We start from the raw sequence: 17,402 nt of genomic DNA, 5'->3' as shown, positions 1-17,402 counted from the left end.
CTCTACTTCACAAGCCGCACCTGTTGTTTGTCCTTCAACTGGTGCTGGCCTGAGATAATAATGGATTCTCCCTCCTGCAATCCTTCAACTACCGGATATATTGCATCCTCCAGCGTGCCAAGCGTAACAGGACGCTTGATTGCCTTACCATTTTGGTATATGAATACAAAGGCTGAGCCTTGCTCTCGTACGACAGAAGTTGACGGAACCACTGGCACTTTGCGCTCATTTTCTCCTGCCAGCACGATCTGAACCTTCATGCCCGCTTTCAATTCGAGTTTCGCATTATCTGCCATTAGCTCTATCGCATACGTACGTGTATCCATATCCATGACAGAAGATAAATATGAAATGGTTCCGGAATAACTTTTCTCCGGCTTACCCGACATGTAAAAAGTCAACTTCTTTTTCCCATTAAGCAGTGGCAGCATATCTTCCGACAATTTCCCTTGGACTCGTACTGTATGCACATTCGCTACCCGGCCCAGCTTCGTGCCTGGCGCCACATTCATCCCTGCAACAGCCGTCCATTCCGTCAAAATGCCATCAGTCGGTGCCTTAACCTCAGCATCTGCAATCGCAAATTGCGCCTCTTTCAATTGGTACTCCGCTGCCGAGATTTGCTCCTCTGCGCTTATATCCCCTGTAAGTCTTCCTGCTGTATCCAGCTTCATTTTCAATACTTGCAGATCAAACTTGGTATTTTTAAGCTGGAGTTCTGACTGTTCGACAGCCGCCTTTTCCACGGTGCCCTCATCATATCCGTTTTTCAGCTTATTGAGTGCCTTTGTCTGTTCTTCAATCTGTTCCTCCAGTTTTGTCATCGATAAGCGTGTTTCATTCAAGTCGACACGTTTAGTGGCACGAGAAGTTTCCAGCAGCTTGTTGGCGTTTTGCAACGCTTGCTCAGCACGATTTTTCTGAGAAATCACACGCGCCACATCTGTTCGAGCGATCACTTCTCCATGCTTCACCTGATCCCCGCGCTTCTTCTGCACCGCAACGACTTCTCCACTTCCCTTTGCTACGATGTCTATCGTAACAGACGGAACAATATCGGCGACAATCTCAGGTACAGCCCCCATTGTGCGCTTTGTCACTACGGCCGTCTTAACCTCTCCTACTGTCGATTTCGTCTGTTGTTCATTTATCGCTTCGAGTCCATCCCCCGGCTCCGAAGCAGAGCAACCGGCCACTCCCATAACCGTACCCGCAAGCATCAACATAAGCAGTACTTTCATGCTCCTTACATGTGCTTGATTCATGATGAAGTCCCCTTCCCTTCATTTGGCAGCGCCGAGCCAGTTCCAATCTGATCAAGCGGCTGCATTTTGTTTTTATGGCGCCGGGCAATCATATCGTAAATGATCGGAACCACGATAAGAGTAAGCAATGTAGACACCGTTAAACCACCGATTACGACAACGGCTAGACCACGTGATATAAGGGTTCCGTGTCCGAAACCAAATGCCAGTGGAAGCAGTGCCATAATCGTGGCTCCTGCCGTCATAATAATTGGCCGCAGGCGTGACAGTCCAGCCTCAATGAGAGATTGACGGATATCTAATCCTTGTTCTCTTAGCTGCTGTGCCTTATCAATAAATACGATCGCGTTTGTCACCACGATACCGATCAGCATCATGAAGCCGATGAGAGAAGTAATATTGATCGACTCATTAGTAACGAACAGTCCAAGTACGCCCCCAATGGCCGCAAATGGCAAGGAAAACATAATCGCAAATGGCGCGGTCGCGTTACCGAACGTAAGCACCATGATCAAGTAGACAACAAAAACCGCTGCGACCATGGCCACGAACAATTGGCTAAAGCTGTCTCCTATATCCGCGCTAACACCTGTTACAGAGCGTCCGACGCCTTCCGGGAGCTGAATAAGATCCAATTCAGCAGCCACCTGCGCACTGATTCCACCTTTGTTCTGACCGATGATTTTGGCCGTAACATTGATAACCTGCTTTTGCTCATCGCGTTTGATAGAGGCAGGCGACTGTATTCGTTTAATATCCGCAATGTCCGCCACTGTTACGGTATCTTGTGTCGGTGTTCTCAACTGAATAAGACCTACTGCGCTCAAATCATTGTGCAGCCCCTTTTCCGTTTCTACTACTGTAGACAGCAGCCCTTCCTGATATCGATATTCACCAATCTTATCCTGGAACAGCCACGTTTGGAGCGTATTCTGTACGACAGCTGGGGTCAAGCCGAATTGTCTGGCCTTACGCGGATCGACGTTAATTACAACTTCTGATGACGCTTCACTTAACGTATCCTTGATTTCGGACAGCTCCGGAAATTGCTTCATTTCCTGCTTGATAATTGCTGCGGCCTGTCTTAGCTGTACAGCATCTTCACTAGACAATACATAAGTGAAATCAGGAGCAGCGCCCGCGTCTCCAGTCAAAGTACGGGTATCCAGCTCTGAGCCTGCAGGCATGAACTTTTCCAGCTTCGCTTTATATTCGCGCTTCACTAAATCCACATCAGCCTCTTCATTCACTTCTGTGTATATTTGAGCCATATACGGCATCGGATTTGGATCTCCACCATAACCGACCAACGTTTCAATGAACGTGAACAATGGGCGATTCTGAGCGTCCTTAGCGGCACGCAGCTCCGCCTCTAATTGTTTCATCACACTGTCCGTTGCCTTTAGGGAATTCTCATAGGGAAGCTTAATTGTAAAGAAGAACTGTCTCGGTGGTTTCCCTTCTGGCATGAAGGTAAAGGAAAGCTGTGGAACCAGCGCTACCATTGTAACGATGAATAGCAAAATCGAAATAAACAATGTCTTAATGCGGTGATTGAGCGACCATTCTAAAATTCTTCGGTAGCCAAGCGTGATTCGAGACGGCCTAGCATGCTCGTGACCCTTGACATTAGCCTGCTTCAATACAAGCAGCTTTGCCAGCATCGGAATGACCGTCAAAGCGACGAGGAGTGATGCCATTAAAGCACATGCCAAAGTAATGGCAAATGGGCGGAATAATTGTCCTACCGGCCCGCTTAGCATGCCAATCGGTGCAAAAACACCTACCGTTGTAAGAGTGGAAGACGTAATGGCATTGGCCACTTCCTTAGTCGCAATCGCAATAACCGATTCATTGCGCTCCTCGGCCCGTTGCAGCTTGGAATAAATATTCTCGATAACGACAATACTGTCGTCAACAACACGCCCAATCGCAATAAACAAGCCACCAAGCGTCATGATATTTAGGGAGATGTCCATCCATTTCATAAGCAGAAGTGCAATAAGTACGGAGAGCGGGATGGAGACAAGTACAATTAGGGTCATGCGCATATTTCTCAGGAAGATCAAAATCATAAGTGATGCAAGCAAAGCCCCAACTAATCCCTCGCGCACAAGACCACCTATTGATTGCTTCACTTCGTCTGCATAGTTATATATTTTCTTAAAGGTTACACCTTCGAGCTCTGATTTCCATTGTTCCATTAAATGATCTGCCCCAGAGGAAAACTCGACTGCATTAGCGCCGCTTGCCTTATATAGCAAGATACCGATAGCTGGTTGATCATCCAGCCTGGCCATGAACTTGGATTCTGCAATTTCGGCAATCCTGCCCAGTTCTCCCAGCCGTAAGTTTTCTCCTTGCGGTGTCTGAAATGAAATATCCTCCAACTGCTTGATGCTGGATAACCCATTATTCATGCGAGCCAATAATGTATTACCATCCAGTTCCACCGTCCCAGCAGGCCCTGATGCCAAAATATTGCGCACTGCTTCCGACACCTGTACAGGCGATAATCCATATGCCCGCAGCCGCTCTGGAACGAGTTTAATATTCAACTGTGTACTTCTGGCACCGATAATATCCATATGATCCAATCCTCTTAATGCTTGAAATCCAGGCTTAATCGTCTTCGTAAAATGCTGCTCCAATTGAGATTGCGAGATTCCTCCCTCTCCATACACCGCTAAATAGTATGAGGGAATTGAGGCCATTCCAAGTGTGGACACACGTGGGCGCTCTACACCAGAGGGAAATGCAATGTCTTGAATTAAGCTTTCGATATCGTCCTTTTTCCGTTCCGGATTCACGCCTTCCTCAAACATTACAAAAATGGAGGCGGTCTGATCGCTGGAGGTCGATGATATTGATTTTACTCGTTCCAAGCCGGAAATCTTTTTCAATCGGCTTCGTCACCTGCTCCACTACGTCTTGCGGGGGGGCCGGCATATTGGGCAGTCACCATGACTACCGGGAACGAAATGTCGGGCATGTTGTCTATTTTCAGTCCTGTCGCTGCATAAAATCCTCCCCCGAACAGCATGGCTACCATAATAAAAACCGCAGCCACATTTTTCATAGAAAAACGAATCAATGAATTCATAATGGCTCTCTTTGCCTCCTCCTTTACGACACCATCTTCCCATGCGCTGGCTTAGAATATACCCTAACAAGGAAATATGAACGGAGTATGAACTGGGAGAATATTGCACAAAAAATTTTTAACCGGATTTCATGCAAAAAAGCCATATCTACGGTTCTCCGTGTCTATGGCTCGATTCAATTCTATATATAAGAGAGTTCATGTCTGCTTTTTCCAGAGACCATCTCTGGTCCAATTTGTAATGCTATCTTTACCTTCGTTCCTTGACCAATACTGCTCACCAGCTCGACTGTACCATGATGAAGGGAAACAATCTTATATACGATGGCCAGTCCCAAGCCACTGCCGTTGCCGTCTCTTCGACGAGAACGATCCGACTTATAGAAACGTTCGAATACTCTGCTCATATCCTGCTCAGGGATACCGATTCCTGTATCCTGGATACTTACTTCAATTGCACCATCTGCCGATACGGACAAGGTAACGGTAATCGATCCATGTTCAGGAGTAAACTTCATACTATTGCCTATGACATTCATCCACACGAGACTTAGCAGATCTTCATCCGCAACAATTGTGACTGGCTCCAGATGCAATTCCATCTGCAGCGACTTTGCCTTCCATTGTGGCTCACATGCTACTACAATCCTACGCAGCTGTTCATCCAGCGAGTAAGCCCTCATATTTACTGGGTGGTGATCCGACTCAAGTGAGGCAAGCTGCAGCAGATTTTCACTGACCCGAGACAACCTTTCACTTTCCGTCATAATAATTTGCAAATACCGCTCTCGCTTTGGTTCAGGAACCACGTTATTTTTCAGCGCTTTAGCGAAGCCTAGAATGGAGGTTAACGGAGATTGAATCTCATGCGATACATTCGATACGAAATCCTGCCGCATCTGTTCGAGCTGATTCAACTCTTTCGCCATATTATTAAAGCTATCCGCCAGCTCGCCAATTTCATCCTTACGCTTGATGCGAAGTTCTGTCGTAAAATCTCCCTTGGCCATTCTCCTTGTTGCGGCTGTCATCCGCTTAACCGGAAGAACGACATATTGCGCTGCAATAACAAAACAGATGCTTCCCACCACCAGCACCACAACCAGAACCATAAGTATAAACCGACCGATGATATCCATACCGCCAATTGACATTTGCATAAATAATGCCTCTCGCTCGTTATCGACCTGAATCGGAATTCCGATAACCGGCTCTTGCTCAACAGTGTTTGAAATATCACGAACTCTTTCTCCAGCGAGCACCTTTGCGAGCTGTTCCTCCTTGATCGAATAAACCTTTCGATGCTTGGGGATACGATGAAAAACAGTCTTTCCTTGGCTGTTCATAATATGAACCTGATATGTATCGAGCGATTGAAGCGACATCACATAATTCTCGAATTGCTCGGCAGACATGGTTGATCGCAATCTCGCCAAATCCTCGCCAAGCTTCGTCAGCTCACGATAAGATACCTCCTCCATCTCCTTCTGAAACAACAGTCCAGACACAGAAAATGCGGCTATTATTCCAATGATAAGCGCCACCATGAAGGTAAGCACAACTTGAACATACAAGGTTTTAATCATGGGAAACCTCGATTCGATATCCGAGACTGCGGGCAGTCACAATATTGAAGATCTCCGAGTAGTCGGCAAAGCGCTCGCGCAGCCTCTTAATATGTACGTCTACGGTTCGATCGTCTCCGGTGTAATCGATGCCCCATATATCGTGTATAAGCTGTTCCCTCGTTAAAATTTGTCCAGGGCAGCTTGCTAGCTTAAAGAGAAGCTCAAATTCCTTCAACGGCAATGTAATGGCTAATTCATCATTCTCACTCATCACTTTGTAGCTGCTTCGATCCAACCGCAGAGGTCCAAGCTGTATGACCTGCGAGAATGCGATCCGGTAACGACGCAGCAGTGCCTTGACACGCATAACCAGTTCCATTGGATCAAAAGGCTTTGTCATATAGTCATCGGTTCCTAATTGGAACCCTCTTACCTTCTGCCCCGGTTCCCCCTTTGCCGTTACCATAAGAATTGGGAGATCCGGATATTGACGGCGCAGTTCAGCGCACAACTCCCAACCATCCATAGATGGCATCATGATGTCCAAAATAACAAGATCCACACGTTCCGTGTCCATATGCCGAAGCGCCTCTATCCCATCCCGTGCTTCAATGACATGAAATCCTTCTGCTCGAAGATATAATCCTATTAGTTCAACTATATTTTCATCATCATCTGCAACCAATATTGTTCTCATGACAAAATATTCTCCTTTGAATTGGAACATATTTCAATAAGTTAATTGTAATATATCACCACTCCATCTTCCATCCTTACCTTACAATCTGTTAAAAAAGCGTCTCCCTGTACGGCAGACGCTTTTTCTCTTTTACGTTTGTGTTTTTTGTAAATTCTAATCTAGAAGGATGAGATTTCTCCAGCGCGGATTCTCTTGCCTCAATCTCCGTGAGAGTCACGAGATTACCGCGGCAAGCTCCGCCAGTGAATCGGATATATCGATAGTGCATTCGATAAGTTAGCGTATTTTTCATAAACTCCCCCTTTAAAGGACTTATTTCCCCTGTCGTGAATATTCATCATAAAAGGAGGTGATCGATTTGAAACCCGTTGACAAAATTTCAGGAAACACAGCGTTTAGACATCCAACGCCTGACTACGTGATCTCAACACCTGAGTATACAGAAGACGCAATAATAATAACGACTACATACTCAGACGGTACAATTGCTAAACGCTACGACTACAAAGACGGACGGCCATCGAGCATTCACGTAAACAAGCCTGTTTTAATTGATCCAGAAACAGGCGAAGCTCACGTCGCAAAGTAACAATACTCTTTCGTAAAACGAAACCGGCTGAGGACTCTTGATCAGTCGGTTTCAACCGTTCATTAAACACAACATTCGTAGCATTCCTCTTTCTGTTTTTTCCGACCTCTTTCACATTCTCGTCTCCCCTTTCACAAGAAAAAGAAAAAGCCCACGGCATATATTCGTGAGCTTGATCGATTGCTATTCGTTTATTTTCGAGAGCAGCGAGAGCTTCTAACTAGCGAAGTTCTATGTTATCCTCGGCGACCATCTTAACATTCTCGGCATTTCGAACATGACAAGCCTTCACGCTAATACGCTCGGCAAAGATAAGATATATAGTCCATCAATACTCTTACTCGCATCGTTTTCATCGCTAGGAATATATCATGTTTCAATCTGCACGCGGGGGAATAGCGCATTTCTATTCCGATGCGCTATATTAAATCTTATTTGTAAGTCTAGATAAGTTATTTTCCAGCCATATTAATGTAACGCTCGGTGATTGCGGACACGGTACTTGTTGACATGAATGATTGCTCTAACCCTTATATTTCCCCCGCGCCCCTATCCTTCCCTACACGTATGACCGGACGGCTGTTCAAGCGATAATCAAGCAGCTTACTGGATATACTTGTTCGCGGTCTGGCGAGGTACGGCGAGATAATCAGCGATTTAACCTATCCGTTAACTTACCTTATGCTCAATTCTCAGCTTGTCAGCAACCATCGCGATGAATTCACTGTTCGTAGGCTTCGACTTGCTGATGTTGATTGTGTAGCCGAACAGGCGGCTGATGCTGTCAATATTGCCGCGTGTCCAAGCCACTTCAATAGCATGACGAATTGCTCGTTCAACACGGCTCGGTGTCGTTTTATATTTCTCCGCAATTGCTGGATACAACGTTTTCGTGATTGAGCCCAAAATTTCGATGTTGTTGTACACCATCGTAATAGCTTCGCGCAAATACTGATATCCCTTAATATGCGCAGGAACCCCGATTTCATGTATGATCGACGTGATGTTCGCATCTAAATTTTTGGATTTACCTAACGGTACGACATTCGACTTCGAAGCGGATGACGTCATTAAATTACCAGCGGAGCCGCCAGTGACTGCCGTATTGGATGAAACACCAGCCAGCTGTCTGATCCGATTCGCCAAAATGTCCATATCGAAAGGCTTCAGTATGTAATAGGATGCACCAAGTTGAACCGCACGTTGCGTAATGCTTTCTTGCCCGAAGGCTGTGAGCATAATGATCTTCGGTTGCGGGGACAGCTCCATATTGCGCAAGCGCTCAAGAACACCCAAACCATCCAAATGAGGCATAATAATATCGAGAATGAGCACGTCAGGCACCGCTCTCGTCTGCTCAAGGAATTGGAGCACCTCTTCACCATTATAGGCGACACCAGTGACGACCATGTCGTCTTGTTCGGATAAGAAATCAGCCAACAAATTTGTAAATTCTCTGTTGTCGTCCGCTAACAATATTTCGATCTTTTGCAACTTGGGATCCTCCCTTGTCAAAGTTTCACACAACGATAGTAACCGTTTTGGTATTTATCGCTTCCAGATCATATTATTCGACATCAAAGATGAAATTCCTTCTGTCGAAAACTTTTTTCTTTATTTTTAAATTTTTTCTATTATAATTAATAATTTGTCCAAGAATCCAACAGTTTTCGAAATCATTCGTATCGTTTCGACATATCCTGATGATTGCGATGATTACGGTTAAAATAAAGAAAAAGAAGGATCACGATTAACGTGAACCTTCCCTTGTTCATTCATAGATTGTGGTGTGGCCAGAACAACTCCCGCGTCCTGCAGCATCCATTCGATGAAGCATCCATAGCCGGAGGTTGGATCGTTCACAAATACATGCGTAACTGCACCAATCAATTTCCCATCTTGAATAATTGGGCTGCCGCTCATCCCTTGCACAATGCCTCCGGTTTTTGCAGCAGGCGTGGATCTGTTATACGAATGACCATTCCTTTCGTCGCAGGAGCAGATTGCTTCGTCACATGGACGATTTCAATTTTGTATCGCTCCACCTGCTGGCCATTGACAACAGTCAGCATTTCAGCAGGCCCGACCTTTACCTCTTCGCGAAATGCAACAGGAATCGGTTCTTTATATACACTATGTTCAGGGTTCGATACCATCTTGCCAAAAATACCAAACGGAGTATTGCGTTCAATATTACCTAACACACGACTTTCCTTAACAAATTGAGCACGTTTTTCGCCTGGCTCTCCATTTTGACTTTTCGAAATGGACGTTACATGGGATTGAACAATTTCACCTTGTCCCACTACAATCGGAGTCTGTGTATCCATATCCGTAATAATATGGCCCAGCGCACCGTACACGCCTTGATCTGGCGCATAGAAAGTCAAGGTACCGACACCAGCAGCAGAATCACGGATATATAAGCCAAGCCGCCAAGTTTTATCCTCTTGATCATAAGCAGGCGTCAGCTGCGCCTTTACTTCGGAATCACCGCGCCGAATAACAAGATCAATAGGACGTTTGTTCTCTCCAGCTTGCTTTACAATATCCGCAACCTTGCTTACATCGTTCAATCGTGTGCCGTTCATACTCATAATCAGATCACCAAGTCGAACACCTGCTTCTTCTCCTGGAGATACTTTGCGCTCATCCTCGATCTTAACAAGGTGATGACCGACAACGAGAATGCCTGCTGACTTTACCTTAACGCCAATCGTTTGGCCTCCGGGAATAACACGCAGATTCGGTACCACATTCACTTTCAGTGTTTTGAGCGGTATACCACCGAATAGCTTTAATTTCAGCTCTGCTTGACCAGATTGTGCAGATTGCAAAGAAATTGGACGATTTGGCGACAACTGAAATGTAGGCCGATTCTCGCCATTCACACGCAAAATATCCGGCCGATCCACCGTAGCTGAAGCCGAAACAGGCATAACGAGATCGAGCTTCGTTTGCTGTCCTTCAAATAACCTCAACTGATTCGGCAGTGCCGCGTACGTGCGAAATGATGTTGTGGTGGTGCTTAAGCATACAAGAATGACGAGCATTAGGCCAAGCAGTCGTTTGACGTTGGGGTTCAAAGGTGGTCACACTCCTTTGTTTACGGAAGCTTGACGAAAAGAGACGTGCCCATTTCGTAACTTTAAGGTATCCCCGGCCCCTACGTTTTATAAGTGAAAATGATTCCTCAATCCCTTGTATTTACGCACCTTTTTGACGTTCAGCCAATTCAAGCATTTCTTGAGCATGATGCAAGGTTGCTTCCGTTACTTCTACCCCGCCAAGCATGCGTGCGAGCTCCGCAATACGCCCTTCGTCCTCCAATTCATGCACCTGCGTGGATGTTCGCTCATCCCGAACCTGCTTCTCAATGTAATATTGATGATCAGCCATACATGCAACCTGAGGAAGATGCGTAATAGCAAATACTTGCCCGCTCCGGGACACCTCAGCAAGCTTCTCAGCAATCGCTTGTGCAGCGCGTCCACTTACACCGGTATCCACTTCGTCGAACACAAGTACTGGAATGCGATCAACCTCAGCGAATATCGTTTTCATGGCGAGCATAATACGGGACAACTCGCCCCCAGATGCAATCTTATGGAGTGGACGCAGCGGCTCACCAGGGTTCGGTGAAATCAGAAACTCTGCATCATCCCATCCGTTTTTCGTGAAGCGAACAGACACGCCATCGACTTCATGCCCGCCTTGCCCATCCTGCAGTCGATCCAAACGGACATCAAGCCGAGTACGTTCCATATGAAGATGCTGCAGTTCCGCCTCAATTCGCTTCGTCAATTCCAGTGACAGCTTACGTCGAGAATCACTAAGCGCTTGTGCCCGCTTCGCAAGTTTGCCAAGACGCTCTTGTGTTTCGGCTTCCAGCTTCATTATCCGCTCATCCTTATGTTCGAGCTTGTCTGCTTCTGATTCAATCTTGGCCAAATATTCAAGCATTTCCTCAACGGTCGAGCCGTACTTGCGCTTCAAGGAAGTCAAATGATCCAACCGATCTTCAATTTGTTCGAGACGTTCAGGATTGAATTCAATGTTTTCTCGATAATCACGCAGCTGATAAGCCGCATCTTCAAGCTGATAGTAGGCGTTTTGCATTTGCTCGATAATCGGCTGGAATTTCAATGTATCGTACATGAGCACATCTTCAAGTTTGGAGATCGCAACACTGACGGAATCCATCGCACCTTGGCCATATAGGCGTTCATAGGATTCATTCACATGATCCATAAGTTGCTCCGCATTGGCTAGTTTGCGCTTTTCTTCCGATAATGATTCATCTTCACCAATTTGCAGCTGAGCATTGCGCAACTCCTCAATCTGGAACCGATACAGATCAAGCATTTGGTAAGCTTGCTGGCTTGTTTCCTTCAACTGATTTAGTTCATGCTGCAGAGCCATAAAGCAGCCGTAATCATCACGATACTTACGCTTGAGTGTCGCTACCTCTTCACCGCCATACGCATCAAGCCAATCCAAATGCCGCTCAACCTTCAATAAAGATTGGTGCTCATGCTGCCCATGAATATTAATAAGCAGCTCGCCAATTTCACGCAGCATGGTCAGATTGACCATTTGACCATTGATTCTGCACAAGCTCTTGCCTTGTGCAGTAAGCTCTCTTCGAATAATGAGAAGCTCTTCACTGCTTCCTTGAATCCCTAAGCGGGATAATGCCTCCCATACTGGATGATCATCTGCAAGATCGAATGATGCCTCCACCTCTGCACGATCACATCCGTACCGCACAAAATCGGAGGATCCTCTTGCTCCTCCGATAAGGCCTAAAGCATCAATAATAATCGACTTCCCTGCGCCCGTTTCCCCTGTCAGAACATGAAATCCACGATGAAACCGCAGCTGTACCGATTCAATGACCGCCAAATTGCGGATGGATATAGCTACTAGCAAGAAGAACCCCTCCCGGAAGAACACTTATGAAATATAACTCATCACTTGATCAACAACACTTTGGCTCAGTTCTTTCGTACGGCATATAATTAGGATTGTATCATCACCGCATACCGTCCCCATAATTTCGGGCCATTCAATCGAATCCATAAGCACTGCTATCGCATTAGCCGTACCTGGCAAGCACTTCATGACGACCAGATTTTCAGCGCTGTCTACACTAACAAAGTTGTCAAGTAATGACCGTTTCAGTTTTTGAGCAGGGTTGAACCTCTGATCGATAGGAAGCGAATATTTATATCGCCCATTATCCATTGGCACTTTTATGAGATGTAATTCTTTCATATCTCGAGAGACGGTCGCTTGTGTAACATGGAACCCCGCATTGCGAAGCGAGTCTACCAGTTCATCTTGTGTTTCAATATCGTTGTTCATTACAATTTCTCGGATTTTAATATGTCGTTGTCCTTTCATGAATGCCCTCCATACTGTCTATAACAATCTTTCATGACCATAATTTAACTTCACTTTCTATCGTCCTGCCTCAAATCAAAGGAAACTCTCATAACCTAGACAAAAGGTTCTTTTTCACCATATCGGTTTAAGACTCTGCATCCCCAAATTCGATTTGAAGCATACGAATACGCCGCTCTGCCATATCCACGACAAGCAGCCCATCACATTCCGGATATGCCGCGAAGTAGGCTCCCCATTGTCTGCGGATCGCGCTAGAGCTCCAATCTAACTGCATCCGTTCGCGTGTGATACGAACAATATACCATTGTTCTTCCCGTTTGACGATCATATCAATCCATAATTTCGTTTGCTCCAGCTCTTCTCCATCCATATAAAGCTGGATTGGCACATAATATTTGCCGCCAATGATCTCATAGCCAGCCGACTCCAGCAAAGAAATAACTTCATCATCCTGCGGATAGCGTTCAGTCAAGCACACATTTTCCATCGCTTCAGGTGTACGCATGTAGTGTCGTATTGCATATCCAATCCATACAGCCAAACCAATTCCGATCAAGCCCATGATCCACTGATCACCCATCAGAATCACCCCTGGTTCGCAAATACGAATACATACTTTGTGGATACATGCTATGTGCAAAAGAAACTCATCCTCGGATGCTTGTCCCGGATGAGTTTCTTCTAACAGCATGTTACGTGCCACTATGAACGGAACGTAGCATGAGCCTCCTTCACGACATCTGCTATCAGCTCGCGTGATACTTGCGGCATTCCTTCATCCGTAAGTACAGGAACGTTCCAATAAGCTAGAAATTCAATATTTCCTTCCCCGCCAGTGATTGGTGAGAACGTCAGTCCTTCGAGCTTAAATCCGATAGTAGCTGCAAAGTCAAGAATATCTCGCAGCACTTGTTCATGAGTGTCTGCTTCACGGACAATTCCCGATTTGCCTACCTTTTCCCGTCCAGCTTCGAACTGAGGTTTAATAAGCGCAATGACCCGTCCTGGCTTCGCCAATAATCGGCTTAGCGGGGGAAGAATCAGCTTCAAAGATATGAAAGACACATCAATGGAAGCTGTATCAGGAACTGGACCTACTAAATCCTCTGGCTCTGTATATCGGAAATTCGTTCTTTCCATAACAATCACACGCTCATCATTTCGCAATGACCAATCCAACTGGTTGTAGCCAACATCTAGTGCATATACCTGCTGTGCCCCGTTCTGCAGCGCACAATCGGTAAACCCGCCTGTGGAGGCTCCAATATCCAGCATTACACAATCCTTCATATCCAAGCCAAATTGCTGAATCGCCTTTTCCAGTTTGAGACCGCCACGGCTTACATAAGGATGAACGGCCCCCTTTACTGTGATTGTTGCGTCACGCGGAACCTTCATGCCAGCCTTCTCGATACGTTCTGAATTCGCCAGCACAAGACCTGCCATAATGGCTGCCTTCGCTTTTTCTCTACTCGTATAATATCCCTGCTCAACGAGCAGGACATCAATTCGTTCCTTCGGTATAGACATTCTGTACTCCCGTCTGTTCCCATTCATTCATCAACCCGAACATCGTATTTAAGCCCGTGTCAACCGATTATTGCCGCCTGCTGCGAACAACATGGAGTGAATTTCTTTTACAACCCGTTCAGGCGTTAATCCAACCTCATTCCGTTGTTCCTTAATGCTTCCGTGTTCAACAAAGCAATCTGGAACCCCAACAGGCTTCACTCTCATATCAAAAATGTCATGTGCGGCATACCATTCCAACACTGCACTTCCCAATCCGCCAATCGCAGAACTTTCTTCTAGAACAATGATTGGAAGCCTTTCCTTCGCAAGCTGCGCCAGCATTTCGCTATCCAGCGGCTTAATAAATCTTGCATTGATGACACGCAAGCGAATTCCTTCCTTACGAAGCTGTTCTGCCGCATCTTCTGCAACTTGCACCATCGGTCCAATTGCGAGCACCGCTGCAGAATCGCCATTGCGGACAGTTTCCCATGTTCCTATCGGAATAGGGCTCATTACTTTGTCCATTGGTACTCCGGCAACAGCATTGCGCGGATAACGTACAGCTATCGGCCCTGAATCGTAATTGACGGCCGTCTTCATCATATGGCGCAGCTCGTTCTCATCCTTCGGCATCATAATGACCATATTTGGGATATGACGCAAGAACGGAATATCGTAAACGCCTTGATGCGTCTCTCCATCAGGTCCAACGAAGCCCGCTCGGTCAATGGCAAAGATGACGTTCGCTTGCTGACGGCATATATCATGCACAACCTGATCGTACGCCCGCTGCAGGAAAGTAGAGTAAACCGCAAATACTGGCTTCCTTCCCTCCATAGCCATTGCCGCGCACATTGTTGCCGCATGCTGCTCTGCGATTCCAACATCAATCATCCGATTCGGGTACAGCTTCTCAAACTTCAGCAAGCCTGAACCACCCGGCATAGCGGGCGTTACTGCTACAATCCGCTCGTCTTGCTCAGCTAGCTCAATGAGCGCTTCGCTAAATATATCTGTATAATTAGGCGTCCCCACTGATTTAAGAGGCTGGCCAGATTCAATCTTGTAAGGAGTTGCACCATGCCACTTATGAGAATCAGCCTCGGCTGGCGAATATCCTTTCCCTTTACGAGTAACTACATGAACAAGTACCGGTCCGTCAATTCGTTCTGCCTGCTGGAAGATATCTAGCAGCTTATCGATATCATGACCGTCCACTGGTCCAAAATATTTTAAGCCAAACTCTTCAAACAGCATTCCGGAAACGACCAAATATTTCAATCCGTCCTTCACACGTTCTGCCGTCTTGGCAAGCTTGCCGCCAATCGCTGGAATTTTCTTTAGAAGCTGTTCCACTTCTTCTTTTGCTTTTTTATAGTTACGATCAGAGCGAATTTTACACAAGTAATTATGTAGAGCTCCTACATTTGGCGCAATGGACATCTCGTTGTCATTCAGCACAACCATTAATTTGCGCTTCTCGTGACCAATGTGGTTCAACGCTTCGAGCGCCATACCGCCCGTCAGCGCGCCATCACCAATGACCGCGACGACTCGATTATCTTGCCCTTGCAAGTCGCGTGACAATGCCATCCCCATTGCGGCGGACAATGATGTACTGCTGTGTCCGGCTTCCCATACATCGTGTTCGCTCTCTGCACGCTTTACAAAGCCGCATAAGCCTTTGTATTGACGCAAAGTATCAAAGCGTTCCTTGCGTCCGGTTAATATTTTGTGTACATAGGCCTGATGCCCAACGTCAAATAACATTTTGTCCTTCGGGCTGTCATAAAAATAATGTAAAGCAATCGTAAGCTCAACAATACCCAAGTTGGAAGCCAAATGCCCTCCGGTTACCGCCAATTTTTCAATCAAGAATTGCCGTATTTCAGCCGATAGCGGCTCTAGTTGATCCTTGGTCAACCGCTTCAGGTCACTAGGTTGATTAATCTGATCGAGCAGCACGGGATTTCCCTCGCTTTCGTTGTTTCAATTTGCTGCGTTTCACGGTGAATAACGTAATGTTAAATTTCGTCTCCAACACATAGAAACACTTTCCAATTAGCAGGACGATCGGTGTGGCGTAATGAATAGCATATGATTTGCCAAGTGCTTTACCGCCAACCGTCAATGCTGATACGAGTCCTGTAAAGACAACGCTCGTTACTGCCTTTATTACTGAAGAATCAGCATCCATCGAATATAATAAGTTCGTAACGACAATTGCAGTGGCCGATCCACTGATGACCCCAGTCATATCGCCAATCACATCATTACAGAAGTTGGAGAATCGGTCTGCATTACGAACGATCGCGATCGCCTGCTTTGCACCAGCAACCTTCTCTGAAGCCATAGCATGAAACGGTGTCTCCTTCGCTGCCGCTGCCGATAGCCCCATCATATCAAAAAACACTCCGATAAGCACGAGAAAGAGTACAATCACCATCCCGATGCCCCAGCCAACGCCCTCCAGCATCGAAGTCGACACAACGGAAAAGACAGCCGCTAAAGCAAATGTGACGATGAAAATGAGTACGCTCCACCGAACGGAATGTTTAAACGAAAATTTCATTGTATGTGATGTTCCATCCTTTACTGTTCGAACTAATCAATACATTAAGTATGAGAGTGGCAACTTCTTAAGTAAACGCTGTGGCTTAGGTCCAGTAGGTTTTCCCAGAAGCTCGCCTCCTCGTCACCGAGCAGGCCGTTTCCATTTAAGAGCATCTTGACGTTGTCGCCAAGCGTCAGACTGGATTACCACTTAGTCCACACTATAATCCTCAAGAAGTTTCACGCCAGTGAACAGTCTAGGAGTTTTCCTCGAACAGCCTTTAACCAACCCCTAGCCTCTTTTGCAAGCCAGATTTCATACGGCATACGATTCATGCGCCCTTTGGCCGAAGCTCGCCGAATCTACACATCCGCAATCCCCGCAGGCTCACTCAAGGCAGGCTACGCTACAAACAAGCCGGGTACGTACATCGCGCTTCATAGTAAAATGAAGAATTGCAATGTGCGACTCGCAATGTAGGTTCATACCCCAAGCCGTAATGCGACGCTCGAGGGCGTCGTACCACGCACTTGGGCCTCCGCGGAAGCGGGGTCAACGCCCACATGCCATTGTGGATCGCCCCACAACCTTAACTCCCAGCATCAGCCCCCGACTGGGCGTCGAAAGCCAACACCAGGAACTTCATCGATGTGCCCTTTAGCGAATTTTTAGGCCCGCCTTCAACGTTGGTAGGCCGAC

The 17,402-nt window shown here is 46.3% G+C and carries 14 protein-coding genes and 1 pseudogene; 1 reads left to right on the top strand and 14 read right to left on the bottom strand.

Translation table 11 applies throughout. The features are described from left to right. Window positions 1–2 precede the first annotated feature (2 nt). The 6 genes from PAV_RS12765 to PAV_RS12745 all read right to left on the bottom strand — a co-directional run bounded on the left by PAV_RS12765 (window position 3) and on the right by PAV_RS12745 (window position 6,928). On the bottom strand, window positions 3–1,265 hold the full coding sequence (locus tag PAV_RS12765) for an efflux RND transporter periplasmic adaptor subunit (protein ID WP_005546749.1): 1,263 nt from the start codon (window positions 1,263–1,265) through the stop codon (window positions 3–5). Then, complete coding sequence (locus PAV_RS12760) at window positions 1,262–4,168, bottom strand: efflux RND transporter permease subunit (RefSeq protein WP_005546746.1); 2,907 nt, start codon at window positions 4,166–4,168, stop codon at window positions 1,262–1,264. The genes PAV_RS12765 and PAV_RS12760 overlap by 4 nt, the downstream gene beginning before the upstream one ends. After that, complete coding sequence (locus tag PAV_RS36145) at window positions 4,165–4,368, bottom strand: efflux RND transporter permease subunit (RefSeq protein ID WP_005546744.1); 204 nt, start codon at window positions 4,366–4,368, stop codon at window positions 4,165–4,167. Before PAV_RS36145 ends, PAV_RS12760 begins: the two co-directional genes overlap by 4 nt. A 182-nt stretch (window positions 4,369–4,550) precedes the next feature. After that, entirely contained in the window at window positions 4,551–5,954 is a 1,404-nt protein-coding gene (locus PAV_RS12755) for a HAMP domain-containing sensor histidine kinase (protein WP_005546743.1), read from the bottom strand. After that, complete coding sequence (locus PAV_RS12750) at window positions 5,947–6,633, bottom strand: response regulator transcription factor (protein WP_005546741.1); 687 nt, start codon at window positions 6,631–6,633, stop codon at window positions 5,947–5,949. The genes PAV_RS12755 and PAV_RS12750 overlap by 8 nt, the downstream gene beginning before the upstream one ends. Window positions 6,634–6,724: 91 nt before the next feature. Then, on the bottom strand, window positions 6,725–6,928 hold the full coding sequence (locus PAV_RS12745) for a hypothetical protein (protein ID WP_005546740.1): 204 nt from the start codon (window positions 6,926–6,928) through the stop codon (window positions 6,725–6,727). A gap of 66 nt (window positions 6,929–6,994) precedes the next feature. On the opposite strand from PAV_RS12745, the gene PAV_RS12740 reads away from it, so the two are divergent. Beyond that, window positions 6,995–7,225: a hypothetical protein gene (locus tag PAV_RS12740; protein ID WP_005546738.1), complete on the top strand. Its 231-nt coding sequence runs from the start codon at window positions 6,995–6,997 to the stop codon at window positions 7,223–7,225. Window positions 7,226–7,894: 669 nt separating this feature from the next. Here PAV_RS12740 and spo0A read toward each other — a convergent pair. From spo0A to PAV_RS12700, 8 genes and pseudogenes are all read right to left on the bottom strand, one after another. Further along, window positions 7,895–8,719, bottom strand: a complete 825-nt coding sequence (spo0A, locus tag PAV_RS12735) for a sporulation transcription factor Spo0A (protein ID WP_005546736.1) — start codon at window positions 8,717–8,719, stop codon at window positions 7,895–7,897. A gap of 228 nt (window positions 8,720–8,947) precedes the next feature. Beyond that, a pseudogene (gene spoIVB, locus PAV_RS12730) lies at window positions 8,948–10,311 on the bottom strand (SpoIVB peptidase). Between the two features lie 121 nt (window positions 10,312–10,432). Next, window positions 10,433–12,157 (bottom strand): DNA repair protein RecN, encoded by a 1,725-nt coding sequence (gene recN / locus PAV_RS12725; protein ID WP_005546731.1) that lies wholly within the window; start codon window positions 12,155–12,157, stop codon window positions 10,433–10,435. A 24-nt stretch (window positions 12,158–12,181) separates the two neighbouring features. Then, complete coding sequence (gene ahrC / locus PAV_RS12720; RefSeq protein WP_005546729.1) at window positions 12,182–12,631, bottom strand: transcriptional regulator AhrC/ArgR; 450 nt, start codon at window positions 12,629–12,631, stop codon at window positions 12,182–12,184. Between the two features lie 127 nt (window positions 12,632–12,758). After that, window positions 12,759–13,214, bottom strand: a complete 456-nt coding sequence (locus PAV_RS12715; protein ID WP_040735929.1) for a hypothetical protein — start codon at window positions 13,212–13,214, stop codon at window positions 12,759–12,761. Between the two features lie 122 nt (window positions 13,215–13,336). Further along, window positions 13,337–14,164 carry a TlyA family RNA methyltransferase gene (locus PAV_RS12710; protein ID WP_005546726.1) on the bottom strand — a complete coding sequence of 276 codons (828 nt, stop codon included), beginning with the start codon at window positions 14,162–14,164 and terminating at the stop codon, window positions 13,337–13,339. 48 nt (window positions 14,165–14,212) lie between these two features. Beyond that, window positions 14,213–16,114: a 1-deoxy-D-xylulose-5-phosphate synthase gene (gene dxs, locus PAV_RS12705; protein WP_005546724.1), complete on the bottom strand. Its 1,902-nt coding sequence runs from the start codon at window positions 16,112–16,114 to the stop codon at window positions 14,213–14,215. Further along, window positions 16,095–16,721 (bottom strand): hypothetical protein, encoded by a 627-nt coding sequence (locus PAV_RS12700; protein ID WP_005546722.1) that lies wholly within the window; start codon window positions 16,719–16,721, stop codon window positions 16,095–16,097. The genes dxs and PAV_RS12700 overlap by 20 nt, the downstream gene beginning before the upstream one ends. Window positions 16,722–17,402: the final 681 nt, after the last annotated feature.

It is taken from the genome of Paenibacillus alvei DSM 29 (genome assembly GCF_000293805.1).
GTDB classification, from domain to species: domain Bacteria; phylum Bacillota; class Bacilli; order Paenibacillales; family Paenibacillaceae; genus Paenibacillus_B; species Paenibacillus_B alvei.
This window is presented reverse-complemented; position numbering and strand designations above follow the sequence as displayed.

Excerpts from the sequence above, each read along its gene's own strand:
- PAV_RS12765 (WP_005546749.1), bottom strand. The coding sequence starts at position 1,265 with ATGAATCAAGCACATGTAAGGAGCATGAAAGTACTGCTTATGTTGATG.
- PAV_RS36145 (WP_005546744.1), bottom strand. The coding sequence starts at position 4,368 with ATGAATTCATTGATTCGTTTTTCTATGAAAAATGTGGCTGCGGTTTTT.
- PAV_RS12755 (WP_005546743.1), bottom strand. The coding sequence starts at position 5,954 with ATGATTAAAACCTTGTATGTTCAAGTTGTGCTTACCTTCATGGTGGCG.
- PAV_RS12750 (WP_005546741.1), bottom strand. The coding sequence starts at position 6,633 with ATGAGAACAATATTGGTTGCAGATGATGATGAAAATATAGTTGAACTA.
- PAV_RS12745 (WP_005546740.1), bottom strand. The coding sequence starts at position 6,928 with ATGAAAAATACGCTAACTTATCGAATGCACTATCGATATATCCGATTC.
- ahrC (WP_005546729.1), bottom strand. The coding sequence starts at position 12,631 with ATGAAAGGACAACGACATATTAAAATCCGAGAAATTGTAATGAACAAC.
- PAV_RS12715 (WP_040735929.1), bottom strand. The coding sequence starts at position 13,214 with ATGGGTGATCAGTGGATCATGGGCTTGATCGGAATTGGTTTGGCTGTA.
- PAV_RS12710 (WP_005546726.1), bottom strand. The coding sequence starts at position 14,164 with ATGTCTATACCGAAGGAACGAATTGATGTCCTGCTCGTTGAGCAGGGA.
- PAV_RS12700 (WP_005546722.1), bottom strand. The coding sequence starts at position 16,721 with ATGAAATTTTCGTTTAAACATTCCGTTCGGTGGAGCGTACTCATTTTC.